General features: G+C 67.8%; 16 protein-coding genes. 6 read left to right on the top strand and 10 right to left on the bottom strand.

Annotated elements, in window-relative coordinates:
- Positions 1-60: 60 nt before the first annotated feature.
- The 5 genes from folP (at position 61) to DES41_RS36215 (ending at position 4,689) form a co-directional block, all read left to right on the top strand.
- Positions 61-960 (top strand): dihydropteroate synthase, encoded by a 900-nt coding sequence (folP, locus tag DES41_RS36235; protein ID WP_114472586.1) that lies wholly within the window; start codon positions 61-63, stop codon positions 958-960.
- A complete protein-coding gene (gene glmM / locus DES41_RS36230; RefSeq protein WP_114472543.1) occupies positions 957-2,312 on the top strand; it encodes a phosphoglucosamine mutase in 1,356 nt (451 codons plus the stop codon). Before folP ends, glmM begins: the two co-directional genes overlap by 4 nt.
- 105 nt (positions 2,313-2,417) lie before the next feature.
- Positions 2,418-3,221 carry a GNAT family N-acetyltransferase gene (locus DES41_RS36225; RefSeq protein ID WP_114472542.1) on the top strand — a complete coding sequence of 268 codons (804 nt, stop codon included), beginning with the start codon at positions 2,418-2,420 and terminating at the stop codon, positions 3,219-3,221.
- Positions 3,221-4,093, top strand: coding sequence for a UDP-2,3-diacylglucosamine diphosphatase (locus DES41_RS36220; protein WP_114472541.1), 873 nt, complete (start codon positions 3,221-3,223; stop codon positions 4,091-4,093). The genes DES41_RS36225 and DES41_RS36220 overlap by 1 nt, the downstream gene beginning before the upstream one ends.
- 134 nt (positions 4,094-4,227) lie before the next feature.
- Positions 4,228-4,689: a GNAT family N-acetyltransferase gene (locus DES41_RS36215; RefSeq protein WP_211333161.1), complete on the top strand. Its 462-nt coding sequence runs from the start codon at positions 4,228-4,230 to the stop codon at positions 4,687-4,689.
- Here the strand turns inward: DES41_RS36215 and DES41_RS36210 are convergent.
- Positions 4,686-6,320 carry a methyl-accepting chemotaxis protein gene (locus DES41_RS36210; RefSeq protein ID WP_114472539.1) on the bottom strand — a complete coding sequence of 545 codons (1,635 nt, stop codon included), beginning with the start codon at positions 6,318-6,320 and terminating at the stop codon, positions 4,686-4,688. The two genes, DES41_RS36215 and DES41_RS36210, sit on opposite strands and share 4 nt — an antisense overlap.
- Positions 6,321-6,427: 107 nt before the next feature.
- The gene (asd, locus tag DES41_RS36205) at positions 6,428-7,351 is read right to left on the bottom strand and encodes an archaetidylserine decarboxylase (RefSeq protein ID WP_114472538.1); all 924 of its coding nucleotides are present in this window, start codon (positions 7,349-7,351) and stop codon (positions 6,428-6,430) included.
- 53 nt (positions 7,352-7,404) lie between these two features.
- Between asd and DES41_RS36200 the strand changes: the two genes are divergently transcribed.
- Positions 7,405-9,048 carry an aminotransferase class III-fold pyridoxal phosphate-dependent enzyme gene (locus DES41_RS36200; protein ID WP_114472585.1) on the top strand — a complete coding sequence of 548 codons (1,644 nt, stop codon included), beginning with the start codon at positions 7,405-7,407 and terminating at the stop codon, positions 9,046-9,048.
- A gap of 18 nt (positions 9,049-9,066) precedes the next feature.
- Here DES41_RS36200 and DES41_RS36195 read toward each other — a convergent pair whose 3' ends face one another.
- The 8 genes from DES41_RS36195 to DES41_RS36160 all read right to left on the bottom strand — a co-directional run bounded on the left by DES41_RS36195 (position 9,067) and on the right by DES41_RS36160 (position 18,947).
- Positions 9,067-9,699, bottom strand: a complete 633-nt coding sequence (locus DES41_RS36195) for a hypothetical protein (RefSeq protein WP_245966041.1) — start codon at positions 9,697-9,699, stop codon at positions 9,067-9,069.
- Between the two features lie 146 nt (positions 9,700-9,845).
- Entirely contained in the window at positions 9,846-11,126 is a 1,281-nt protein-coding gene (locus DES41_RS36190; RefSeq protein ID WP_114472536.1) for a TRAP transporter large permease, read from the bottom strand.
- Between the two features lie 3 nt (positions 11,127-11,129).
- Complete coding sequence (locus DES41_RS36185; protein WP_114472535.1) at positions 11,130-11,705, bottom strand: TRAP transporter small permease; 576 nt, start codon at positions 11,703-11,705, stop codon at positions 11,130-11,132.
- Between the two features lie 12 nt (positions 11,706-11,717).
- A complete protein-coding gene (locus tag DES41_RS36180) occupies positions 11,718-12,752 on the bottom strand; it encodes a DctP family TRAP transporter solute-binding subunit (RefSeq protein WP_114472534.1) in 1,035 nt (344 codons plus the stop codon).
- 29 nt (positions 12,753-12,781) lie between these two features.
- Complete coding sequence (locus DES41_RS36175; RefSeq protein ID WP_245966040.1) at positions 12,782-13,642, bottom strand: sugar phosphate isomerase/epimerase family protein; 861 nt, start codon at positions 13,640-13,642, stop codon at positions 12,782-12,784.
- A gap of 14 nt (positions 13,643-13,656) precedes the next feature.
- Complete coding sequence (locus tag DES41_RS36170; RefSeq protein ID WP_114472532.1) at positions 13,657-14,400, bottom strand: SDR family NAD(P)-dependent oxidoreductase; 744 nt, start codon at positions 14,398-14,400, stop codon at positions 13,657-13,659.
- 67 nt (positions 14,401-14,467) lie between these two features.
- The gene (locus DES41_RS36165; protein WP_211333160.1) at positions 14,468-16,213 is read right to left on the bottom strand and encodes an FAD-dependent oxidoreductase; all 1,746 of its coding nucleotides are present in this window, start codon (positions 16,211-16,213) and stop codon (positions 14,468-14,470) included.
- A gap of 88 nt (positions 16,214-16,301) precedes the next feature.
- Complete coding sequence (locus DES41_RS36160; RefSeq protein WP_147283055.1) at positions 16,302-18,947, bottom strand: winged helix-turn-helix domain-containing protein; 2,646 nt, start codon at positions 18,945-18,947, stop codon at positions 16,302-16,304.
- Positions 18,948-18,949 lie beyond the last annotated feature (2 nt).

The following is an 18,949-nucleotide window of genomic DNA, read 5'->3' as shown; positions in this document are numbered from 1 at the left end:
GTCTGAACCACAATACGGGGCCCTCGCGGCCCCGTTTTGTTTTTCCCGTCCGATTCCCACATGTTCTGGCAGACCTCGCGCCACCTGATCGACCTGCGCCAGCCCCGCGTCATGGGCATCGTGAACCTGACGCCCGATTCCTTCTCGGACGGCGGTCGCCATGCCGGCCCGGGCGCGGCGCTGCGCCATTGCGAACAGCTGCTGGCCGAAGGCGCCGACATCCTGGACCTGGGCGCCGAATCCTCGCGCCCCGGTTCGGCCGTGCTCCCGGCGGACGAGGAGCTGGCGCGGTTGCTGCCGGTGCTGCGCGAGGCCGCACGGCTGGGCGTGCCCGTCTCCATCGACACCTACAAGCCGCGCGTGATGCAGGCCGCGCTGCACCTCGGCGCCGACATCGTCAACGACATCTGGGCCCTGCGCTGGCACGATGCCGCGGCCGGCGAGGCGCCAGGCGCGGCCCAGGCCGTGGTGGCCGGCCATCCGCACTGCGGTGTTTGCCTCATGCACATGCACGGCGAGCCCGCCACCATGCAGCGCGAGCCCATGGACGGCGATGCGCCGGCCCAGGTGCGGGCCTTCCTCGCCGAGGCCGCCCTGCAGTTGCGCGCGCGTGGTGTGGCGGCCGAACGGATCGTGCTCGATCCCGGCATCGGCTTCGGCAAGACCGTGGCCCAGAACTTCGCGCTGCTGGCGCGCCAGGCCGAGCTGCTGGAGCTGGGCCATGCGCTGCTGGCGGGCTGGTCGCGCAAGTCCTCGCTGGCGGCCGTGGCCGGTGGCTCCGACCGCCCGGCCAGCGAACGGATGCTTCCCAGCGTGGCCGCAGCCCTGCTGGCGGTGGAGCGCGGCGCGCGCATCGTGCGCGTGCACGACGTGCGCGACACGGTGGCCGCTCTGCAGGTGTGGCGTGCCGCCACCCCCGACCCCTTTTCCGTCAGACAACAAGAAGGAACCTCTCCATGACCCGTCGCTATTTCGGCACCGATGGCATCCGCGGAACCGTGGGCCAGGCCCCCATCACGCCCGATTTCGTGCTGCGCCTGGCCCATGCCGTGGGCCGCGTGCTGCGAAAGGCCGAGGCCAGGCCGACGGTGCTGATCGGCAAGGACACGCGGATTTCGGGCTACATGCTGGAAAGCGCGCTCGAATCGGGCTTCAACTCGGCCGGCGTCGATGTCGTGCTGCTGGGCCCGCTGCCCACGCCGGGCGTGGCCTACCTCACGCGGGCGCAGCGCGCCAGCCTGGGCGTGGTCATCAGCGCCAGCCACAACCCGTTCGCCGACAACGGCATCAAGTTCTTCAGCGCGCAGGGCACGAAGCTGCCCGACGACTGGGAGATCGCGGTCGAGGCGGCGCTGGAGCTGCCGCCTCAGTGGGTGGATTCCGCCAGCCTGGGCAAGACCACGCGGCTGGAAGACGCAGCCGGCCGCTACATCGAGTTCTGCAAGAGCACCTTCCCGACCGCGCTCACGCTCAAGGGCCTGCGCATCGTGGTAGACGGTGCGCATGGCGCGGCCTACCAGATCGCACCCATGGTGTTCCATGAACTCGGGGCCGAGGTGATCCGCATCGGCTGTGCGCCCGACGGGCTCAACATCAACGAGAAGGTCGGGGCCACGCATCCCGAGGCCATGGTCGAGGCCGTGCACACGCACCGGGCCGATTTCGGCGTGGCCCTGGACGGCGACGCCGACCGCGTGCAGATGGTCGACCGCGACGGCCGCATGTTCAACGGCGACGAGCTGCTCTACATCATGGTCAACGAGCGCCTGTCGCGCGGCGGTGCGCAGCGCAGCAAGCGCGCCGGCGAGGCAGTCGCCGGCGTGGTCGGCACGCTGATGACCAACAAGGCCGTGGAGGTGGCGCTGCGGGCCAAGGGCGTGGAGCTGGTGCGCGCCAAGGTCGGCGACCGCTACGTGCTCGAGGAGCTCGAAAAGCGCGGCTGGGTGCTGGGCGGCGAGGGCTCCGGCCACCTGCTGGCGCTGGACAAGCACACCACGGGCGACGGTCTCATCAGCGCGTTGCAGGTGCTGCAGATCTGCGTGCGCAATGGCCAGAGCCTGGCCCAGGCGCTGGGTGAGGTCACGCTGTTCCCGCAGACGATGATCAACGTGCGGCTGGCCGTCGGCCAGGACTGGAAGTCGAACCAGGCCATGGCCCAGGCCCAGGCCGAGGTGGAGCGCGAACTGGGCGACAACGGCCGTGTGCTCATCCGCGCGAGCGGCACCGAGCCCGTGCTGCGCGTGATGGTCGAGGCACGCGACGCGGCCCAGGCCCGCCGCTGCGCCGAGCGCATCGCCGCCACGCTGCGCTGAGCGTCACGCAGCTGCCATCGGCGCGACATGCGCCGGTCATGGCGGCTTCGCACACTGGCTCCCGTGCGCTCCCTGGTGGGGCGCCCGTGTCGCAGGAGCCAGACCATGAGAGAGTTGCCGTCCCCAGCCTATCCGCTGTCGCTGGGGCCGCGCCCTACGCCGCAGGCATTGCCCGCGGCCGGCGGCCTGCTGGTGCAGTGGGCGCAGCACCAGGACGAGGTGCGTGCTGCCCAGCGGCTGCGCCACGCCGTGTTCGCCGGCGAAATGGGCGCGCGGCTGGCCACGCCGCTGCCCGGCCACGACATCGACCTGTTCGACGACTACTGCGAGCACCTGCTGGTGCGCGAGGCCGCCAGCGGCGAGGTCGTCGGCACCTACCGCGTGCTGACGCCCGTGCAGGCACGCCGCATCGGCAGCTTCTACGCCGACACCGAGTTCGACCTGACCCGGCTGCGCCAGCTGCGCCCGCGCATGGTGGAGCTGGGCCGCAGCTGCGTGCACCCGGACCACCGCCAGGGCGGGGTGATCATGAGCCTGTGGTCGGCGCTGATCGCCTTCATGCAGCGCAACGGGCTGGATCTCGTGATCGGCAGCGCCAGCGTGCCGCTGCAGCAGCAGGGCGTGTTCAACCCCGCCGTGGCGGCCAGCCTGTGGCGCCAGCTGCGCGCCACGCACCTGGCCCCCATCACCCAGCATGTGCTGCCGCGCCTGCCCCTGCCCGTCGAACGCTTCGACGACAGCCTGGATGTCGAGGCACCGCCGCTGGTCAAGGGCTACCTGCGCCTGGGCGCCAAGCTGCTGGGCCCGCCGGCCTGGGATCCGGACTTCAACACCGCCGACCTGCCGCTGCTGATGCGGCTGCAGGACATGCCCCCGCGCTACAGCCGCCACTTCGGCGGGAGCCGCTGATGCGTGCGGCCTTCGACGCCACCGGCTTCTGGCAGGCCACGGGCGCTGGCGCGGACCACGGCGCCACGTTCGATGCCGAGGACAGCGGCCCGCCGCGCTACCGCGCCGTCTTCATCTCCGACCTGCACCTGGGCACGCCTGGTTGCCAGGCCGAGCCGCTGCTGGACTTCCTGAAAGCCCACCCGAGCCAGACCCTGTACCTGGTCGGCGACATCGTCGACGGCTGGCAGCTGCGCCGGCGCTGGTTCTGGCCGCAGGCGCACAACGACGTGGTGCAAAAGCTGCTGCGCCGCGCCCGCAAGGGCTGCAAGGTGGTGTTCGTGCCGGGCAACCACGACGAATTCGCGCGCGGCTTCGCCGGCCACCACTTCGGCGGCATCGAGGTGCGCGAGGAGGCCGTGCACACCACCGCCGACGGCCGGCGCCTGTGGGTCGTGCACGGCGACCATTTCGACGCCGTGATCCAGTGCGCCAAGTGGCTGGCTTACCTGGGCGACAACGCCTACGAGCTCACGCTGCGGCTGAACCGCCACCTCAACAGCCTGCGCGCGCGCATGGGGCTGCCGTACTGGTCGCTGTCGGCCTACCTCAAGCACAAGGTCAAGAAGGCGCTCAACTACGTCACCGCCTTCGAGCAGGCCGTGGCCGCCGAGGCGCGCAAGCGCGGCTACCAGGGGGTGGTCTGCGGCCACATCCACCGCGCCGAAATGCGCGAGATCGATGGCACGCTCTACTGCAACGATGGCGACTGGGTCGAAAGCCTCACCGCGCTCGTCGAACACCACGACGGCCGGCTCGAGCTCGTGCAATGGCATGGCGCGCACCAGCACCGCCAGCGTGTGCCGGCCGCGGCGGAGTCGGCCACGGTCTGAACCCGCCTTCGGCGAAAATACGGGCCCGTTTTGCAGCGGCACATCCGCGTTTGCCTTTCGCCTTGTCCTGTTCCGCTCCCGTCCGTTCCCGTTGGCATGTCCGCGCCATGGCGGCCGCCGACCTCCCTTGTGTGATGGCCATTCAGGCCGAGGCCTACGCCGCCGCCGACTTCGCACCCGAGCAGCCCGCCGTGTTCCGTGACCGCATGGCGTTGGCGCCCGGCCTGTGCCTGGTGGCCTGCGATGCGGCCGGCGCCGTGCTCGGCTACCTGCTGTCCCACCCCTGGGTCGATGCCGCTCCGCCCGCGCTGCACAGCGCGCTCGGCGCCTTGCCGCCGGCCGCAGTCTGCTGGTACCTGCACGACTGCGCCGTGGCATCGCGCGCCCATGGGCAGGGCATGGCGGCGGTGCTCTATGCGCAGGCCTTGGCGCAGGCGCGGGCGCAAGGCCTCGTCCGGGGCGCCCTGGTCGCCGTGGATGGCGCCGCGAGCTACTGGCAGCGGCTGGGCTACCAGGTGCGCGACCTGGGCGCTGGCCAGTCCAAGCTGGCAGCCTACGGCCCCGGTGCGGCCTACATGGTGCGCGCGTTCGGCTAGGCCGGCAGGGCCGCCGCCTGCAGGCCTGGTGCCTGGCTGCGCCGCGGTGCTGCAGTGGCGGGCTGCACCAATGCACCGGGAACACGCGCCTGGAACACGCCGATCGCATCGAGCAGCTGGCGCGCCTGGGCACGCAGGCCGCTGGTGGCCTCGCGTGCGTGGCTCACCATGGCGGCGTTCTGTTGGGTCATCTGGTCGAGCTCGGTCACCGCCACGTTGACCTGGTCGATGCCCTGCGACTGTTCGCGCGCCGAGGCGCCGATCTCCTGGATCAGGTCGGCCACCTTGCCCACCTGTTGCACGATGTCCTGCATGGCCGCGCCGGCGTCGCGCACCTGCTGGTTGCCGCTGTCCACCTGTTCGCTGCTGTTGTGGATGAGCTTGCCCACCTCCTTGGCTGCCTGCGCGCTGCGCTGCGCCAGGGCCCGCACCTCCGCCGCCACCACAGCGAAACCGCGGCCCTGTTCACCCGCGCGCGCGGCCTCCACCGCGGCATTGAGCGCGAGGATGTTGGTCTGGAACGCGATGCCGTCGATCACGCCGATGATGTCGCGGATCTTGCTGCTGGCCGCCGTGATGGCGTCCATGGTCTGCACCACCTGCCCGATCACCGCGCCGCCCTGCCGCGCGGCCGTGCTCGCGGCGCCCGCCAGGCCCACGGCCTGCGCGGCCGCGCTGGCCGTGGCCTTGACGGTGGCCGTCATCTGCTCCATGGACGCCGCGGTTTGCTGCAGGCTGGACGCCGCCTGCTCGGTGCGCGCGCTCAGGTCCTGGTTGTCGCGAGCGATGCCCTGGCTTGCATGCTCCACGCCGGCCACCTGCTCGCCCACGTCGTCCACCAGCGAGCGCAGGTTCAGCCCGGCCTGGTTGACGGCGCGCAGCACCATGCCGATCTCGTCCACGCGCTCGAGCTGGACGTTCTCGCCCGGGCTGCCGGAAGCGACGCACTGGGCCTGCCGCAGCACGCGTTGCAGCGGGCGGGCGATGCGGGCCTCCAGCCACAGCACCGCAGTCGCGCAGGCCAGGGCCACCGCCCCGGCCACGGCTTCGGTGCTTGCGCCCAGGCGCGGCAGAAGCTCGGCCCCGACCACCGACACCAGCAGCACGAACAGCAAGGCCAGGCGCAGCTGCCACCGCACCGGGATGGTCTGCGGCAGCGACAGCCAGCGCAGCATGCCCGTGCGCAGCACAAGTCCCTGGTGGAAGGTCCAGCCCTTGGCCCGTCCCCCGCGAAAGCGCGCGTACAAGGCCTCGGCCTGTGCCACCTCCTCGCGTGCGGGCCTGGTACGCACCGACATGTAGCCCACGGTCTGGCCGCTGCGCACCACCGGCGTCACGTTGGCGCGCACCCAGTAGTGGTCGCCATCCGCCCGCCGGTTCTTGACCAGGGCCGTCCAGGAGTTGCCGGACTTCAGCGTGGACCACAGGTCGCCGAAGGCCTGCGCCGGCATGTCTGGATGGCGGACGAGGTTGTGCGGCTGACCGAGCAGTTCATCGCGCGAGAACCCGCTGGCCTGCAGGAAAGCGGCGTTGGCGTAGGTGATGTGGCTCTGGGTGTCCGTCGTCGACAACAGAGTGGCATCGTCCGGGAACATGTACTCCCTCTGCGTGACGGATAGGTTGGTGCGCATGCTTTGCTCCTGTCGATGTCGGATGCAAAGTATGCAATTCGCGCAGTTGCCATGCGATCGAACGGTTCGCCGGAGCGACGAAAGCCGTGGATACGCCGATGAGCGGATCAGACCTGCGTCGGCGCAATAGCAGCGCCGGGAGGCAAGCGCAGAAGCGCCTGTCCCATGCGGACCTGCGCACCTTCGGCGATGCCCTCAGCCAGCGCGAAGCCCTTGGGCGCGAACACGATGATGGTCGAGCCATGCTCGAACCAACCCATCTCCTGGCCCTTGGTGAAGCGCTCGGCGCAGTCCACCGGCTTGCTGCCCAGCGTGCGCAGGTGCAGCAGCGTGTCCATGAAGTGCAGCCGGATGCTGGCCACCAGGATCGCCGCCACCGGCACCAGCGCGACCGGGTGGCCGCTGGCCAGCCGCGCGCGCAGCACGGCGCGCTCGTTGCGGCAGAACAGCCGCTCCACGCGCTTGAGCGCGATCGGGTTCACGTTCCAGGTGTCGCCAGACAGGTAGCGCAGCTGCTCCACCGTGCAGTCGTGGGGCGCGTGGAAGCGGTGGTACATGGCCGAGGTCAGCCGCAGCGTCACGTACTGGCCGCCGTGCCAGGGGCGGGCGGCTTCGGCGTCGCCGAACAGCTCGCCGATCTCGTACGGAAAGCCCTTGGCCTGGAACAGCTGTGTGCCGTCCACCGGCCCGCAGGCGCCGACGATGCCGTCGCAGGGGCTGGCCAGCACGTCCGGCTCCATCGCCACCGTCCGCGCCCCCGGCTTCAAGGCACGCGTGAACATGGCGTGCAGGCTCTTGAAACGCTTCTCCTGCGCGTCCGACAGGTCGATCTCGGTGCAGGCGCGCCAGGCGGCGATGGAGGCCGCGCGCACCAGCGGGTTCTCGATCTGGCTGAACCAGCCCATGAAGCGCGTGAGCGCCAGCCGCGGCACGCGGTTGGTCAACAGGAAATTGAGGTCTTCCTGCAGCAGCAGGCGGTCGCGCAGGCGGGCGAGGGCGGATGGAGAGGTGGAGGCGGTGGTCTGCGTCATCGTGTTGACAAATGAAAGGGTTACCAATGGGGGATCGCCAATTCCACGACCCCATGAACGAACTCACTTTTCTCGGCGGCTTCGGTGCCGCGGCCGTGCTGGCCCTCATGCCTGCCGCCCAGCAGCGCCTGGCGCTGTCGCGCGCCAAGCACCGCTCGCTGGCCGGCCATTCCAAGCTGTCGCGCCGCGTGGCGCGGCGCCTGCCGTTCTACGACTTCGGTCGTGAGCGCTTCTTCGACTCCGACGGCGCTCCTGCGGCCGTGGCGGCGCAGCGCGAGGCCGGCCTGGCGCGGCTCGCGGCGCTGTTTGCCCAGCGCTTCCCGAAGACGCTGGCCATGACCGAGGCCGCGCGCGAAGGCATCGCCGACCTGCAGTTCACGAGCCGCTACCGCGTACCCTTCCAGTACAGCCGCGTGCTGCGCGAGAGCCTCAAGATGGGCGCCTTCGTGCAGGCCAGCCACGGCGTGCAGGTGACCGACCTGGACGGCAACGACTTCTACGACCTGACCGGCTCCTATGGCGTGAACCTGTTCGGCCAGGACTTCTACAAGTCCTGCATCGCCGAGGGCAGCGCGCGTGTGCACGATCTCGGCCCGGTGCTGGGCAGCTACCACCCGGCCGTGCTGGCCAACGTGCGCGCGCTGCGCGCCATCTCGGGCAAGGACGAAGTCTCCTTCCACATGTCCGGCACCGAGGCCGTGATGCAGGCCGTGCGGCTGGCGCGCTACCACACGCGGCGCACGCACATCGTGCGCTTCTGCGGCGCGTACCACGGCTGGTGGGACGACGTGCAGCCCGGCATCGGCAACCCCGTCGCGGCCGAGCGCACCTACACGCTGCGCGACATGGACGAGCGCACGCTGCGCGTGCTCGGCAGCCGGCGCGACATCGCCTGCGTGCTGGTCAACCCGCTGCAGGCGCTGCACCCGAACGCCAACGCGCCCTCGGATTCCGCCCTCATCGCCGGCCGCGCCGCGCCGGCCTTCGACCGCGCCGCCTACACCGCCTGGCTGCAGCGGCTGCGCGCCGTCTGCACGGCGCGCGGCATCGTGCTGATCTTCGACGAGGTGTTCCTCGGCTTTCGCCTGGCGCCCGGTGGCGCGCAGCAGTACTTCGGCGTGCAGGCCGACATGGTCACCTACGGCAAGACGCTGGGCGGCGGGCTGCCGGTCGGCGTGGTCTGCGGCCCGCACCGCCTCATGCAGCGCTGGCGCGAGGACAAGCCGGCGGACATCTGCTTTGCGCGCGGCACCTTCAACGCCCACCCCTATGTGATGGGCGCGATGCAGGTGTTCCTGGAGCGGCTGGCCACGCCCGCGGTGCAGAAGATGTACGAGAACCTGGACGCGACCTGGGAGGCCCGCGCCGCGCAGCTGAACCAGATGCTCGAAGGCGCCAGCCTGCCGGTGCGCGTGGGCGCCATGTCGACCGTCTGGGCGGTGGGCTTCACGCAACCATCGCGCTACCACTGGATGCTGCCGTATTACCTGCGCGAACAAGGCCTGGCGCTGAGCTGGGTCGGCACCGGCCGGCTGATCTTCAGCCTGAACTACGGCGACGCCGAGTTCGCCGAGGTGGCCCGCCGCTTCGTCGCGGGCTGCCAGGCCATGCAGGCCGACGGCTGGTGGTGGCAGGACGCGGGGCTGACGAAGCAATCGATCCAACGCCGCATCCTGCGGGAAATGCTGGGACGCTGAGGGGCGGGCGGCCTGCGTTCAGCGGGCCGCGTTCTGCACGTCGTCCATCGGGTCGATCAGTTCGCCGCGCATCAGGGCCAGCGGCGCCTTCCAGTACAGCTTGATGTCATGGAAGGGGTCGGTCAGGATCTTGGTGGCCCAGGCCAGGCCGGCCATCACGCCCTGCAGGAAGAACAGGTGCACAGTGCGCATCAGCACGGCGGCCACGCCCAGCGCCAGCCACGCCAGGCCCACATGGCGCAGCCAGCCTTCGACGCCGGTGGCCGGCTCGACCAGGCCGAACAGGCCGGGCTCCAGCCACAGCAGCAGTGGCAGCGCCACCCACAGCAGCATCAGCACCACCTTGCGGCGCAGGTTGTAGCCGACCTTGATCTCTTCCTTGTGCTCGTGCGTGGCCTGGTTCACATGGTCGTAGCCCTTGGGCTCGAAGAAGAAGTGGCCGGCCTGGCGGCTGACCATGGCCACCGTCCAGGCCAGCAGCGCCGCCACGGCTGGGTCGATGAACAGCAGCACATAGCTGCACACGAAGGTGCAGGCCGAGAGCAGGTGCAGGCTCTGGTTGATGCGGCTGTGGTGGTAGAAGCGATGGTCGTCATCGCGCTGGATCTGCAGGGTCTGGAAGAAGTCGTGCACACGGGCTCCCGTTGTCATGTGGCGCGATCGTGACGACGGGGCATGAAGGACTGATGACAGGGGCGGCGCCGGTTCTCAACGGGCACCCGACATCAGACGATGCTCGGCGCACACCTGCTTCGGCTGGCGGGTGCCGGCGTTCAGGCGCATGGGGGCAAGGTGCGTCAACCGGCAAACCATTTCGCAGGCACCGTGACGAGCCAGGGGAAGATGACCATGAGAAACATGACGGCGAACTCGGCCACCATGAAGGGCATCACGCCTCGCATCACCTCATCCATCTTGAGCCGGCCCACGCCTGCGACCACGTTCAACACCGTGCCGACGGGCGGCGTGACCAAGCCAATGGCGTTGTTGATGATGAACATCACGCCGAAGTACACAGGGTCGATTCCGGCTGCCTTCACGACCGGCATCAGCACCGGGGTGAGGATGAGAATCGTGGGTGTCATGTCCATGGCCGTCCCGACGACCATGACAAGAAGCATGATCGCCGCCATGAGCAAGATCGGGTTTCCAATGAATGGCTGGAGCATCTCCACCACCTTGCTGGGAAGGTCCGCCACCGTGATCAGCCATGCGCTCACCATGGCAGCGGCGATCAGGAACATCACGATGGCGCTCGTCTTCGCCGCCACGATGAAAACCGTGTGGAGCTGCTTCATGCCCAGCTCGCGGTAGACGACCGTGGCGACGAACAACGCATAGGCCGCGGCCACGACCGCCGCCTCGGTGGGGGTGAAGATGCCCATGCGCAATCCGACCAGGATGATGATGGGCAGCACGAGCGCCCACCCCGCTTCCCGGGCCGCCTGGAGGATCTCTTTCCCACTCTTGCGTGGTGGGGGCTGGATCGTCTCCCGCCGCACCAGCCACGCCCAGGTGATCCACAGAGCGCCACCAATGAGCAGGCCAGGGACGATGGCCGCCATGAACAGCTTGGAGATCGACACGTTCGCAGCCACGCCAAAGATCACGAGGCCGATCGAAGGGGGAATGACTGGTCCGATCACACCCGTAGCTGCGATCAATCCGCCCGCGCGGGCGCGGTCGTGCCCCGCCTTGGCCATCATGGGCAGAAGCAATGCCGTCAGAGCGGCCGCGTCTGCAACAGCCGACCCGGACAACGCCGAAAGCAGGCAACCGGCCATGATCGTCACGTAGCCCAGGCCGCCGCGCACATGCCCGACCACGGCAAGCGCAAGGTTCACGATCCGGCGTGACAGGCCACCGACGTTCATGATCTCGCCGGCCAGCATGAAGAATGGCACCGCGAGCAAGGGGAAGCTGTCGGCGCCACCGATCAGGTTCTGCGCTAGGATCTGCGCATCGAACAGATCCTGGTGCCACATCAAGGCCACCCCACTTGCCAGAAGCGCATAGGCGATGGGCATGCCAAGTGCCATCGTGAGGAGCAGCGAGCCGATGAAAACAAAGACCGTCATGTCCTATCTCCCCGTCGCGACGGTGTTCGGGCCGCCGGCCTGGTGCTCACGCAGGATCTCGTCCAGGTTGGCAGTCTCTTCCGACTCCTGGATCATCACTAGTTGGTCGTCGGACAGCTGTCCGCTCAAGATCCGCCACAGGTCAAGCATCAACAAGGGCGCCGCCAGGCAAGCGAACACGCAGCCCACGCCGTAGACCCAGGCCATCGAGTAGCCGGACGTCGGCGCGCTCACATCCCAGTTGATGCGGGTCTGCGCCAGGCTCCCGGTGAAGAACATCCAGACGATCAGCAACATGATCAGGTGGCTCGCGACCAGGCACAGCCGCTTTCCCCAGGCAGGCAGCCGGCTCACCAGCATGTCCACGCCCAGGTGGCTACGGTCGCGCATGGCCGCGATGGCACCAAGGAATGTGGCCCAGATGAAGAACCAGCGAGCCAGCTCCTCCGATACCGTGATGCCCGAGTTGAATCCGTAGCGCAGGACGACATTGCCGAACACCAGGACGACCATGGCGGCGAGCAGCAGCGCGATGAGATTCTCCAGCGCGCGGTGGAGCATGTTGAATGCTTGTTCCATGTGGCCCGCGACCTACTTGCGCATGGCGGCGATCTCTTGGGTCGCCATCTGCATCAGACCGGGGCTCAGGTTCTTGGCGTATTTGTCGACCACAGGCTGCGCTGCGGCCTTGATCCGGGCAATTTCGCCAGCAGGCACTTCGTTGACCGCCATCTTGTTCGCCTTCAGGTCCGCGATGGCCTTCTCCGTGACATCGACCAGCAGCTTGCGCTGGTGCTGCTTCGCCTCGTCAGCAGCCTGACGGATCAGGGTCTTTTCTTCTTCGTTGAACCGGTCCCACGCCTTTGCGCTGATCAGCAGGACGATGTGGTTGTACATGTGCCGCGTGAGCGACATGTACTTTTGCACTTCGTACGCCTTCATGCTCGATGCGATCAGTGCAGTGTTCGTCATCCCGTCGATGGCCTTCTGTTCCATCGCGTTGTAGACCTCGGTGAAGGACATGGCCACCGGATTGGCATCGAGCGTCTTCACGAAGTCGACGTAGACCGGGCTCTGGATCACACGGAGCTTGAGCCCGCTGATGTCTTCGAGGCGGTTGATGGGCCGCTTGCTGTTGTGCAGGTGGCGAAAGCCGAATGCCGAGATCGGCATGCCGACGACGCCTTTCGCCGCGAGCTTGTCGAACAGCGCCTTGCCGACCGCGCCGTCGATGAGACCAGACGCCTCCTTCTCGTTGTCGACCAGGTAGGGAAGATCGAGCAGGCTGAAGTCCGGAACGACCCCGACCAGGGCGTTCGGCCCCATCACCGCCATCTCGAGCGTGCCGCCCTGCATGGCCGAAATCATTTGAACGTCACCGCCGAGCGATCCGCCAGGGAACACCTTGATGTCGATCTTGCCTGCGCTCTTGAGCTTGACCAGTTCGACAAACTTGTCCACACCGTTGAGCTTGCCGGTGTCCGCCGCCGTGACGTAGGCAAACTTGATCTTGTGCTCGCGGATCTCGGCGTGTGCGGCCGAGGCCAGCGCGGCGACGCCGACAAGGATGCTCGCACTCCACTTCGTGATGGTGTGGCGCAGCGAGGCGTTGGGGATGGGGTACATGGTGTCTCCTGGATGGGTGCGTGGGAATGTCAGGCCGCAGACCGCTGTTGGTCGCGCCGTTGGAAGAACTGGGTGGTGTGCCTGGCTGCCGACTCCGCGCGCTGGGCAGTGGTCCAGCCGGCTTCCGCCAGAACGGGTGTCTCCACGACAAGCTGAAGTTCTTCTGGCAGCAAGTCGAGTACGGGCCACAACGGTGCGATGCCATCGCCGAGGTGCAAACGCGAGGTGCGGGCTTCGGCAGGCAGGGCGTGCACCGGCAAGCTCGCCTGGGCGCAGTCGCACAGCTGCGCGTAGGCGATCCGCTCCGCTGGCACCGCCTGCAGGTCGGCAGCAGTGCCACCGCCGCGAACGAAGTGCAGGATGTCGAGAATGAGGCCCGCATTGCGGCGGCCGGCGGCCTCGACCAGTTGCAGGGCATCCCTGTACGTGCGGATGTCCCGGTACAGCATGAACTCGACACCCACCGTCAGGCCGAACTGCATGGCTTCGTCGCACAGGCGCCCGAACAGATCGACCCGTTGCGCTGGCGAAAGGAAGACGGCGCCCTCCCCGAGCTCGGTGCCGATGGAGGAGATGTGCGTTGCGCCCAGTTCGGCGCCGAGTTCCAGTGCCGGCTTGAACCGCGCCAGATCCGTTGCCGGAGACAGCACGAAGGCCTCGATGTCGAACACGCGTGTGCCGGTGTCGCGCAGGGCGGCCTTGACCTCACGGACCATCTCCGGCCTGCCGAGCAGCTCGTGCTGCAGCGGCTGCGCCGTCGCGGTCATGATGAGCAGGCCGACCTTGCCGAATCCAGCCGCTGCAGCGGCAGTGATGAGGTCCTGTTGCGCCACGCGTCCCACCGTGAGGTTCGCGAGCGACATCCGATGGAGTGCAAAACGTTCGGTCAAAGCGCTTCTCCTTCTCAGTAAGTCGCCCGGCCGCCGGTCAGGTCGAACGTGAAGCCGGTGGTGAAGCTGCAGTCCGGTCCGGCGATCCATGCAACCATCGCCGCGACTTCCTCGATCTTCAGAAAGCGCCCCATAGGGATCTTGGCCTTGATCCCGCTGATGAACTCGGGTGTCATCTGTTGCAAGAGATCCGTCTCCGCCATCGTGGGCGCGACGCAGTTGACGAGCACCCCGGACTGCGCGATCTCTTTCGCGATGGACTTGGTGAACGCGATCACGCCGCCCTTCGCTGCCGCGTAGGCCGCGCTGTTGGGGTTGCCTTCCTTGCCTGCAATGGATGCCACATTCACGATGCGGCCGTAGCCCTTGTGCGTCATGTGCGGGATGGCTGCACGGCAGCAATGGAACACGCCGGTCAGGTCGATGTCGATCACGCGCTGCCACTGATCCAAGGGGTACTCGGCTGTCGGGGCAATGGGCCCATTGATGCCCGCGTTGTTCACGAGGATCTGGATCTGGCCTCCTGCGACCTCGACGGCCTCCTGGAATGCACGGCCCACGGATTCCCAGTTGGACACATCGACCTGCTGCTGCAGCAGGGGCTGCAGGCCCGCGGTGGCGGCATCGAAGCCCTGGAAGTTGACATCCCACAGGATGACGTCGGTCCCTTCGTCGGCAAGCCTCTTTGCAATGCCAAGACCCAGCCCGCGCGCGCCCCCCGTGATGATGGCTGTCTGCGCTTGTCTGTTCGTGTTCATGGTTGATCGTCGTTGGTGAAGAAAATGCCGCCGGTGCTTGCGCGGCCCAGGGCGAAGCCGTTGCCGGCTAGGGCTTCCCGCCGGTGGACGGCTTGCACAGCTGTCCTGCCAGATGCAGCCCGGCGATGTATCCGAAGGTCATGGCAGGCCCCAGGTTGATGCCTCCCGAGGGATAGCGACCACCCATGACGCTGGCCATGTCGGCTCCGGCTGCATAGAGGCCGGGAATCGGCGCTGCCGCGTCGTCGAGCACCTGCGCTGCCTCGTTGGTCCTCAGTCCTGCAAAAGTGCCGAAGCTGCCCGGCAACACCTTGACGGCGTAGAACGGGCCCTGCTCGATCGGCGCAACGCAGGGATTCGGGTGGTGCGCAGCGTCGCCACCCTTGCGGTTGAAGGCGGTGGAGCCCCGCTTGAACTGGGGGTCTTGACCCTGCCGCGCGTGCACATTGAATTGCGCGACGGTTCTTTTGAGGCCCTCCACGTCGATGCCGCACTGCCGTGCCAGCTCCCCGATGGAGTGGGCGCGCACCAGGTAGCCGCTTCGCAGCAGAGGCTGGACGGAGATCGGGAACGGCTTCGCGTAACCAAGCCCGTAGCGGCGCTGGAAGCGGTGGTCGCACACCAGCCAGGAGGCCACCTCGGCGCCCTGCGGCGCATTGGCCACCATGGCCGCGGTGTAGTCGTAGTAGCCGCCAGCCTCGTTCACGAAGCGTTGGCCGTTGGCCAGCACCCCGATCACACCCGGCTTGGCGCGGTCGATGATGTGCGGAAAGTGGCCCACCGTGCCGTCGGCGTGGTGGATCTTCGAGACAGGCGCCCAGGCCACCGGCGATGCGAGGTCCGTCGCGAACACGCCACCCACCGATTCGCCCAGCGAGATGCCGTCGCCGCTGCACGATGCGGGCGGCAGTGCGAGATGCTCGTGCCCCGTGGATGTGCGGGGAAACAGCTTGCGGCGGCGCTCCACGTCATGGGGGAATCCCCCGCTTGCGAGGACGACCCCGCGCGATGCCCGGATCTCCAGCCTGCCGCGGGACGTCTCGACCACGGCGCCTTTCACAGCACCTTCGGCAACGATGAGTTCCTTCGCCGCGGCAGACTCCATGAGGGTGACGCCAAGCTGGTCCGCGGACCTTGCCAGGCGTGCAACCAGCGCGACGCCATTGACCAGCTGCGTCGACCGGCCATGGCGGGCCAGATCGACCAGGTGCCGCCCCAGGCGTCTTGCAACGTGGACGGCCGAGCGGGCCGAGCGGGTCACCGAGAGAAAGGCCGCCAGGTCAGCGCCAGCCATGATCGGCATTCCCGCGAACGAGGTCTCGCGCAGCGTCTTGCGCAGCCGTCCGAGCAAATCGCCCAGCGCCCGCCCGTCGTACGGCGCAGCGATCACCTGGTGCCCCTGGGTTGCTGCGCCTTCCGTGTCTCCATGCATGTCCGGAATGCCGTTCCCATCGACGAACTGCAGCTCGGTGTGCGTCTCGAAGAACTCCACCATGCGTGGGCCGTGGTCCAGGAACGCATCGACGCGGTTCGCGTCGTAGTGGTCGCCCAGTTCGTTGCGAAGGTAGGTCCGCGGCTGGGCAGGGTCTTCCACGATCCCCGCACGCTTGGCCAGCGGATTGCCGGGGACCCACATCCATCCGCCCGACCAGGCCGTGGCGCCACCGAAGACCGCTTCTTTCTCGACGACGACGACGCGCAGGCCATGCCAGGCCGCCGTCACGGCTGCCGCCAGGCCTGCAGCGCCGGAACCGACGACGAGCACGTCGCAAGCGACTGGGATCTGTGGGGAGGTGGTCCGGGGGGTGTTCACGGACCGAATTCTTCCCAGCCGGTCCAACGGGCTCGCCTATCTCGCCCCTGCCGAAAGTTAGGTTTCGGCCCCTGTCTAGGGAAAGTCCCTAGAGGACCGACAACTCGCGTGCCTTCGCGATTGCCTGAGAACGGTTGCGCACGCCCAGCTTCTCGAAGATCTGGCTGACGTGCCACTTCGCCGTGCCGACGGTGATGACGAGTTGCTCTGCGATCTGCTGGTTGCCCAGGCCTTTGCCGATCAGAACGAGGACCTCCAGCTGTGTCCGCGTGAGCTGCATCGGTGCCGTTTCCTGTGAGGCAGCCGGCGACTGGGCCGGATGGCGGACGGCGCCCAGCAGCTCCTCCACGAAGGCAGACCTGCCAAGGCTGGCATGGCGCAGCAAGGTGGCGAGTTCCGCGTCGGCATCCAGGAACGGGCGCACGTAGCCGCCGGCTGCGGCAAGCGAAATGGCCTTGTCGAGGTGCTCGAGAGTCGCAGCACGCCCTCCGTTGGCCCGATGCCCCAGGGCCTGCAGCAAGTGCACGGAAATCAGCGTGCCTTGCTGGCCCTGATCCCGGCAGGCGGCCTCGATGCCGCCGAGCATGCGCATGGCGGGCAGCGTCGCACCGGAGCTGAGCAGAACACGCACCTGCAGCAGTTGGGCTTCCACTGCCACTTCCAACGCCGGGCCGAGCTCCTCCAGTGCCAGCCGCCCGGCCTCTACGTTGTTGTCGCGCAGGTGCAGGTCGGCGCTGGCGACCAAAACAGCACGGCGCCGGCGCGGGTTGCGCGATCTGTCGGCAAGCTCACGCGCAGCGGCGATGGCGTTCCACGCGCGATCGCGCATGCCGCTGGCGTGGAAGGCCTTGGCGAGTGCGCAGGTCCCCGCCAACGCATGGAACACGCTGCCCAAGCGCTTGCACAACCCGGTGCCGGCTTCCAGCAGTTCCACGGCTTCGCGCAGTTCATTGCGCTCGTACGCAAGCATGCCCATCGGAATGAGGAGCAGGCCGCTGATGGGAGCATGTGCTTCGTCGGACGGCGAGCATTGCGCCAGAAACTCTTCGCAAAGCAGCTTTGCCTCGCGCAGCTGCCCCTGCCCGCTCATCAACGGGATCAGATGTCCGAGCGCGTCGAGCGCCGTCAATCGGTGCCCGAACGACCACCCCAGGTCGAGGGCTTGCCGCAGCACCTCCGCTGCCTCCCTGGTGCTGCCGGTGCGCAGCAATCCCAGTCCACTGTAGAAAAGAGGCCACAGACGGAAGAACGAGGTGGTATTGCCGAGTCGGCTGAGTGCTTGCTGGGACAGCTCGATCGCAAGCTCTGGCTGGTCCGAGTTGATGGCGATGAACGCTTGCAGCGAGAACAGGATCTCCGGCGGCTCCGGCGCATCGGGCAACGCCGCAAGGGCGGTCGCCACGCCGTGGTACTCCATCGCCTCCGTCGTCCGCCCGCTCATGAAGAGAAGCCAGGCCTTGTAGCCTGCCAGGTCCTGGTGCTGCCTGACCAGCGTCGTCGGGAGCATCTCCAGCCAGGCGAGCAAGGTCGGGAGCTCGCCGCGTGCGAGCAACTCCTCGACTTGCTGGCGGAACAGCCGCACCGCATCGGCATCGCTGCGTGCCGCCAAGGCATGCTTGATGGCTTCCGGCCCGCGGTCGTGGGCTTCGAACCATGCGCTTGCCTTTCGATGAAGTTCGAACGCCTCTGCTTCGTCGACGCCGTTGCGCAGGAAGTCGGCGAACAGCTGGTGAAACCGGAACCAGCGGCCTTGATCGTCGAGCCGCTGCAAAAACAAATTGCCACGCTCCACGGCGGCCAGCAGCGCGCTGCTGTCGGAGCGTCCGGTCACGGCGTCGCACAGGCCCGCACAGAAGCGGTCGAGAACACACACCTTGCGGACGAATTCGCTGAGCTCCCTGGATTGCAGCCGCATCACTTCGCCAGCCAGGTAGTCGATCACATGCGAGTGTTCTCCATTGAAGGCCGAGACCACCTGCGCAAGCTGCGCACTTCCCTGCACTTCGATGTGTCTCTGAAGGGAGAGGCCCGCCATCTGGAGTCCGGCGATCCACCCTTCCGTGCGCGCGGCCAGTGCGCGCAGCGACTGTGGCTCGATGGTCAGGCCCATGCTGCGCGAAAGGTAGGCCGAGGCCTCCTCTTGCGTGAACCGCAGTTGGTCGGCACCGATCTCCGACATCCATTCCTTCGTGCGCCAGCGCGCCAATGGGAAACGCGGCGTTTCCCGTGTGGCCATCACCAAGCGCAGGTTCTCCGGCGCGTGCTCGACAAGGAACGCCAGCGCCGTGTCGAGCTCCGCGTTTCGGACAAGGTGATAGTCGTCGAGGACAAGCATCACCGGCTGGGTCAGATCGGCAAGATCATCGAGCAGCACGGCCATCCGGTCCTTGGCCGATGGCGAAGCGGCACCGGGGTGTGTCCGCGCGGCAGGGCCACCGATCTCGATGCCGGCAGAGCGAAGCGCGCCTCGGACATATTCGAAGAACCTGGCAGGATCGTTGTCTTCTTCGTCCAGGACGAGCCACGCTGCGATGGGCTGCTCGACCGCTTCCGCAGCCCAGGTGGAGAGCAGGCTCGACTTGCCGAAGCCTGCCGGAGCGCAGAGCAACGTGAAGGGCCTGCGGATCGCATCGGACAGCAGCTCCAACAGCCGTGGACGGGACAGGCCCATGCGCGGAGCCAGAGGCCTTGCCAGTTTGGCTTTCAGCAGGGGCCGATGATCTGTGGTGGCCATGC

Origin of the sequence: Pseudorhodoferax soli (assembly GCF_003337555.1) — a bacterium.
GTDB lineage: Bacteria > Pseudomonadota > Gammaproteobacteria > Burkholderiales > Burkholderiaceae_C > Pseudorhodoferax > Pseudorhodoferax soli.
Note: the sequence above shows the minus strand (reverse complement) of the source record. Positions and strands in the feature narration are given on the sequence as shown.

Bases quoted from the DNA above. Each gene is read 5' to 3' on its own strand.
- DES41_RS36185 (WP_114472535.1), bottom strand. From the start codon at position 11,705: ATGGAACAAGCATTCAACATGCTCCACCGCGCGCTGGAGAATCTCATC.
- DES41_RS36225 (WP_114472542.1), top strand. From the start codon at position 2,418: ATGAGAGAGTTGCCGTCCCCAGCCTATCCGCTGTCGCTGGGGCCGCGC.
- DES41_RS36200 (WP_114472585.1), top strand. From the start codon at position 7,405: ATGAACGAACTCACTTTTCTCGGCGGCTTCGGTGCCGCGGCCGTGCTG.
- DES41_RS36195 (WP_245966041.1), bottom strand. From the start codon at position 9,699: ATGACAACGGGAGCCCGTGTGCACGACTTCTTCCAGACCCTGCAGATC.
- DES41_RS36210 (WP_114472539.1), bottom strand. From the start codon at position 6,320: ATGCGCACCAACCTATCCGTCACGCAGAGGGAGTACATGTTCCCGGAC.
- asd (WP_114472538.1), bottom strand. From the start codon at position 7,351: ATGACGCAGACCACCGCCTCCACCTCTCCATCCGCCCTCGCCCGCCTG.
- glmM (WP_114472543.1), top strand. From the start codon at position 957: ATGACCCGTCGCTATTTCGGCACCGATGGCATCCGCGGAACCGTGGGC.
- folP (WP_114472586.1), top strand. From the start codon at position 61: ATGTTCTGGCAGACCTCGCGCCACCTGATCGACCTGCGCCAGCCCCGC.
- DES41_RS36190 (WP_114472536.1), bottom strand. From the start codon at position 11,126: ATGACGGTCTTTGTTTTCATCGGCTCGCTGCTCCTCACGATGGCACTT.
- DES41_RS36180 (WP_114472534.1), bottom strand. From the start codon at position 12,752: ATGTACCCCATCCCCAACGCCTCGCTGCGCCACACCATCACGAAGTGG.
- DES41_RS36170 (WP_114472532.1), bottom strand. From the start codon at position 14,400: ATGAACACGAACAGACAAGCGCAGACAGCCATCATCACGGGGGGCGCG.
- DES41_RS36215 (WP_211333161.1), top strand. From the start codon at position 4,228: ATGGCCATTCAGGCCGAGGCCTACGCCGCCGCCGACTTCGCACCCGAG.
- DES41_RS36220 (WP_114472541.1), top strand. From the start codon at position 3,221: ATGCGTGCGGCCTTCGACGCCACCGGCTTCTGGCAGGCCACGGGCGCT.
- DES41_RS36160 (WP_147283055.1), bottom strand. From the start codon at position 18,947: ATGGCCACCACAGATCATCGGCCCCTGCTGAAAGCCAAACTGGCAAGG.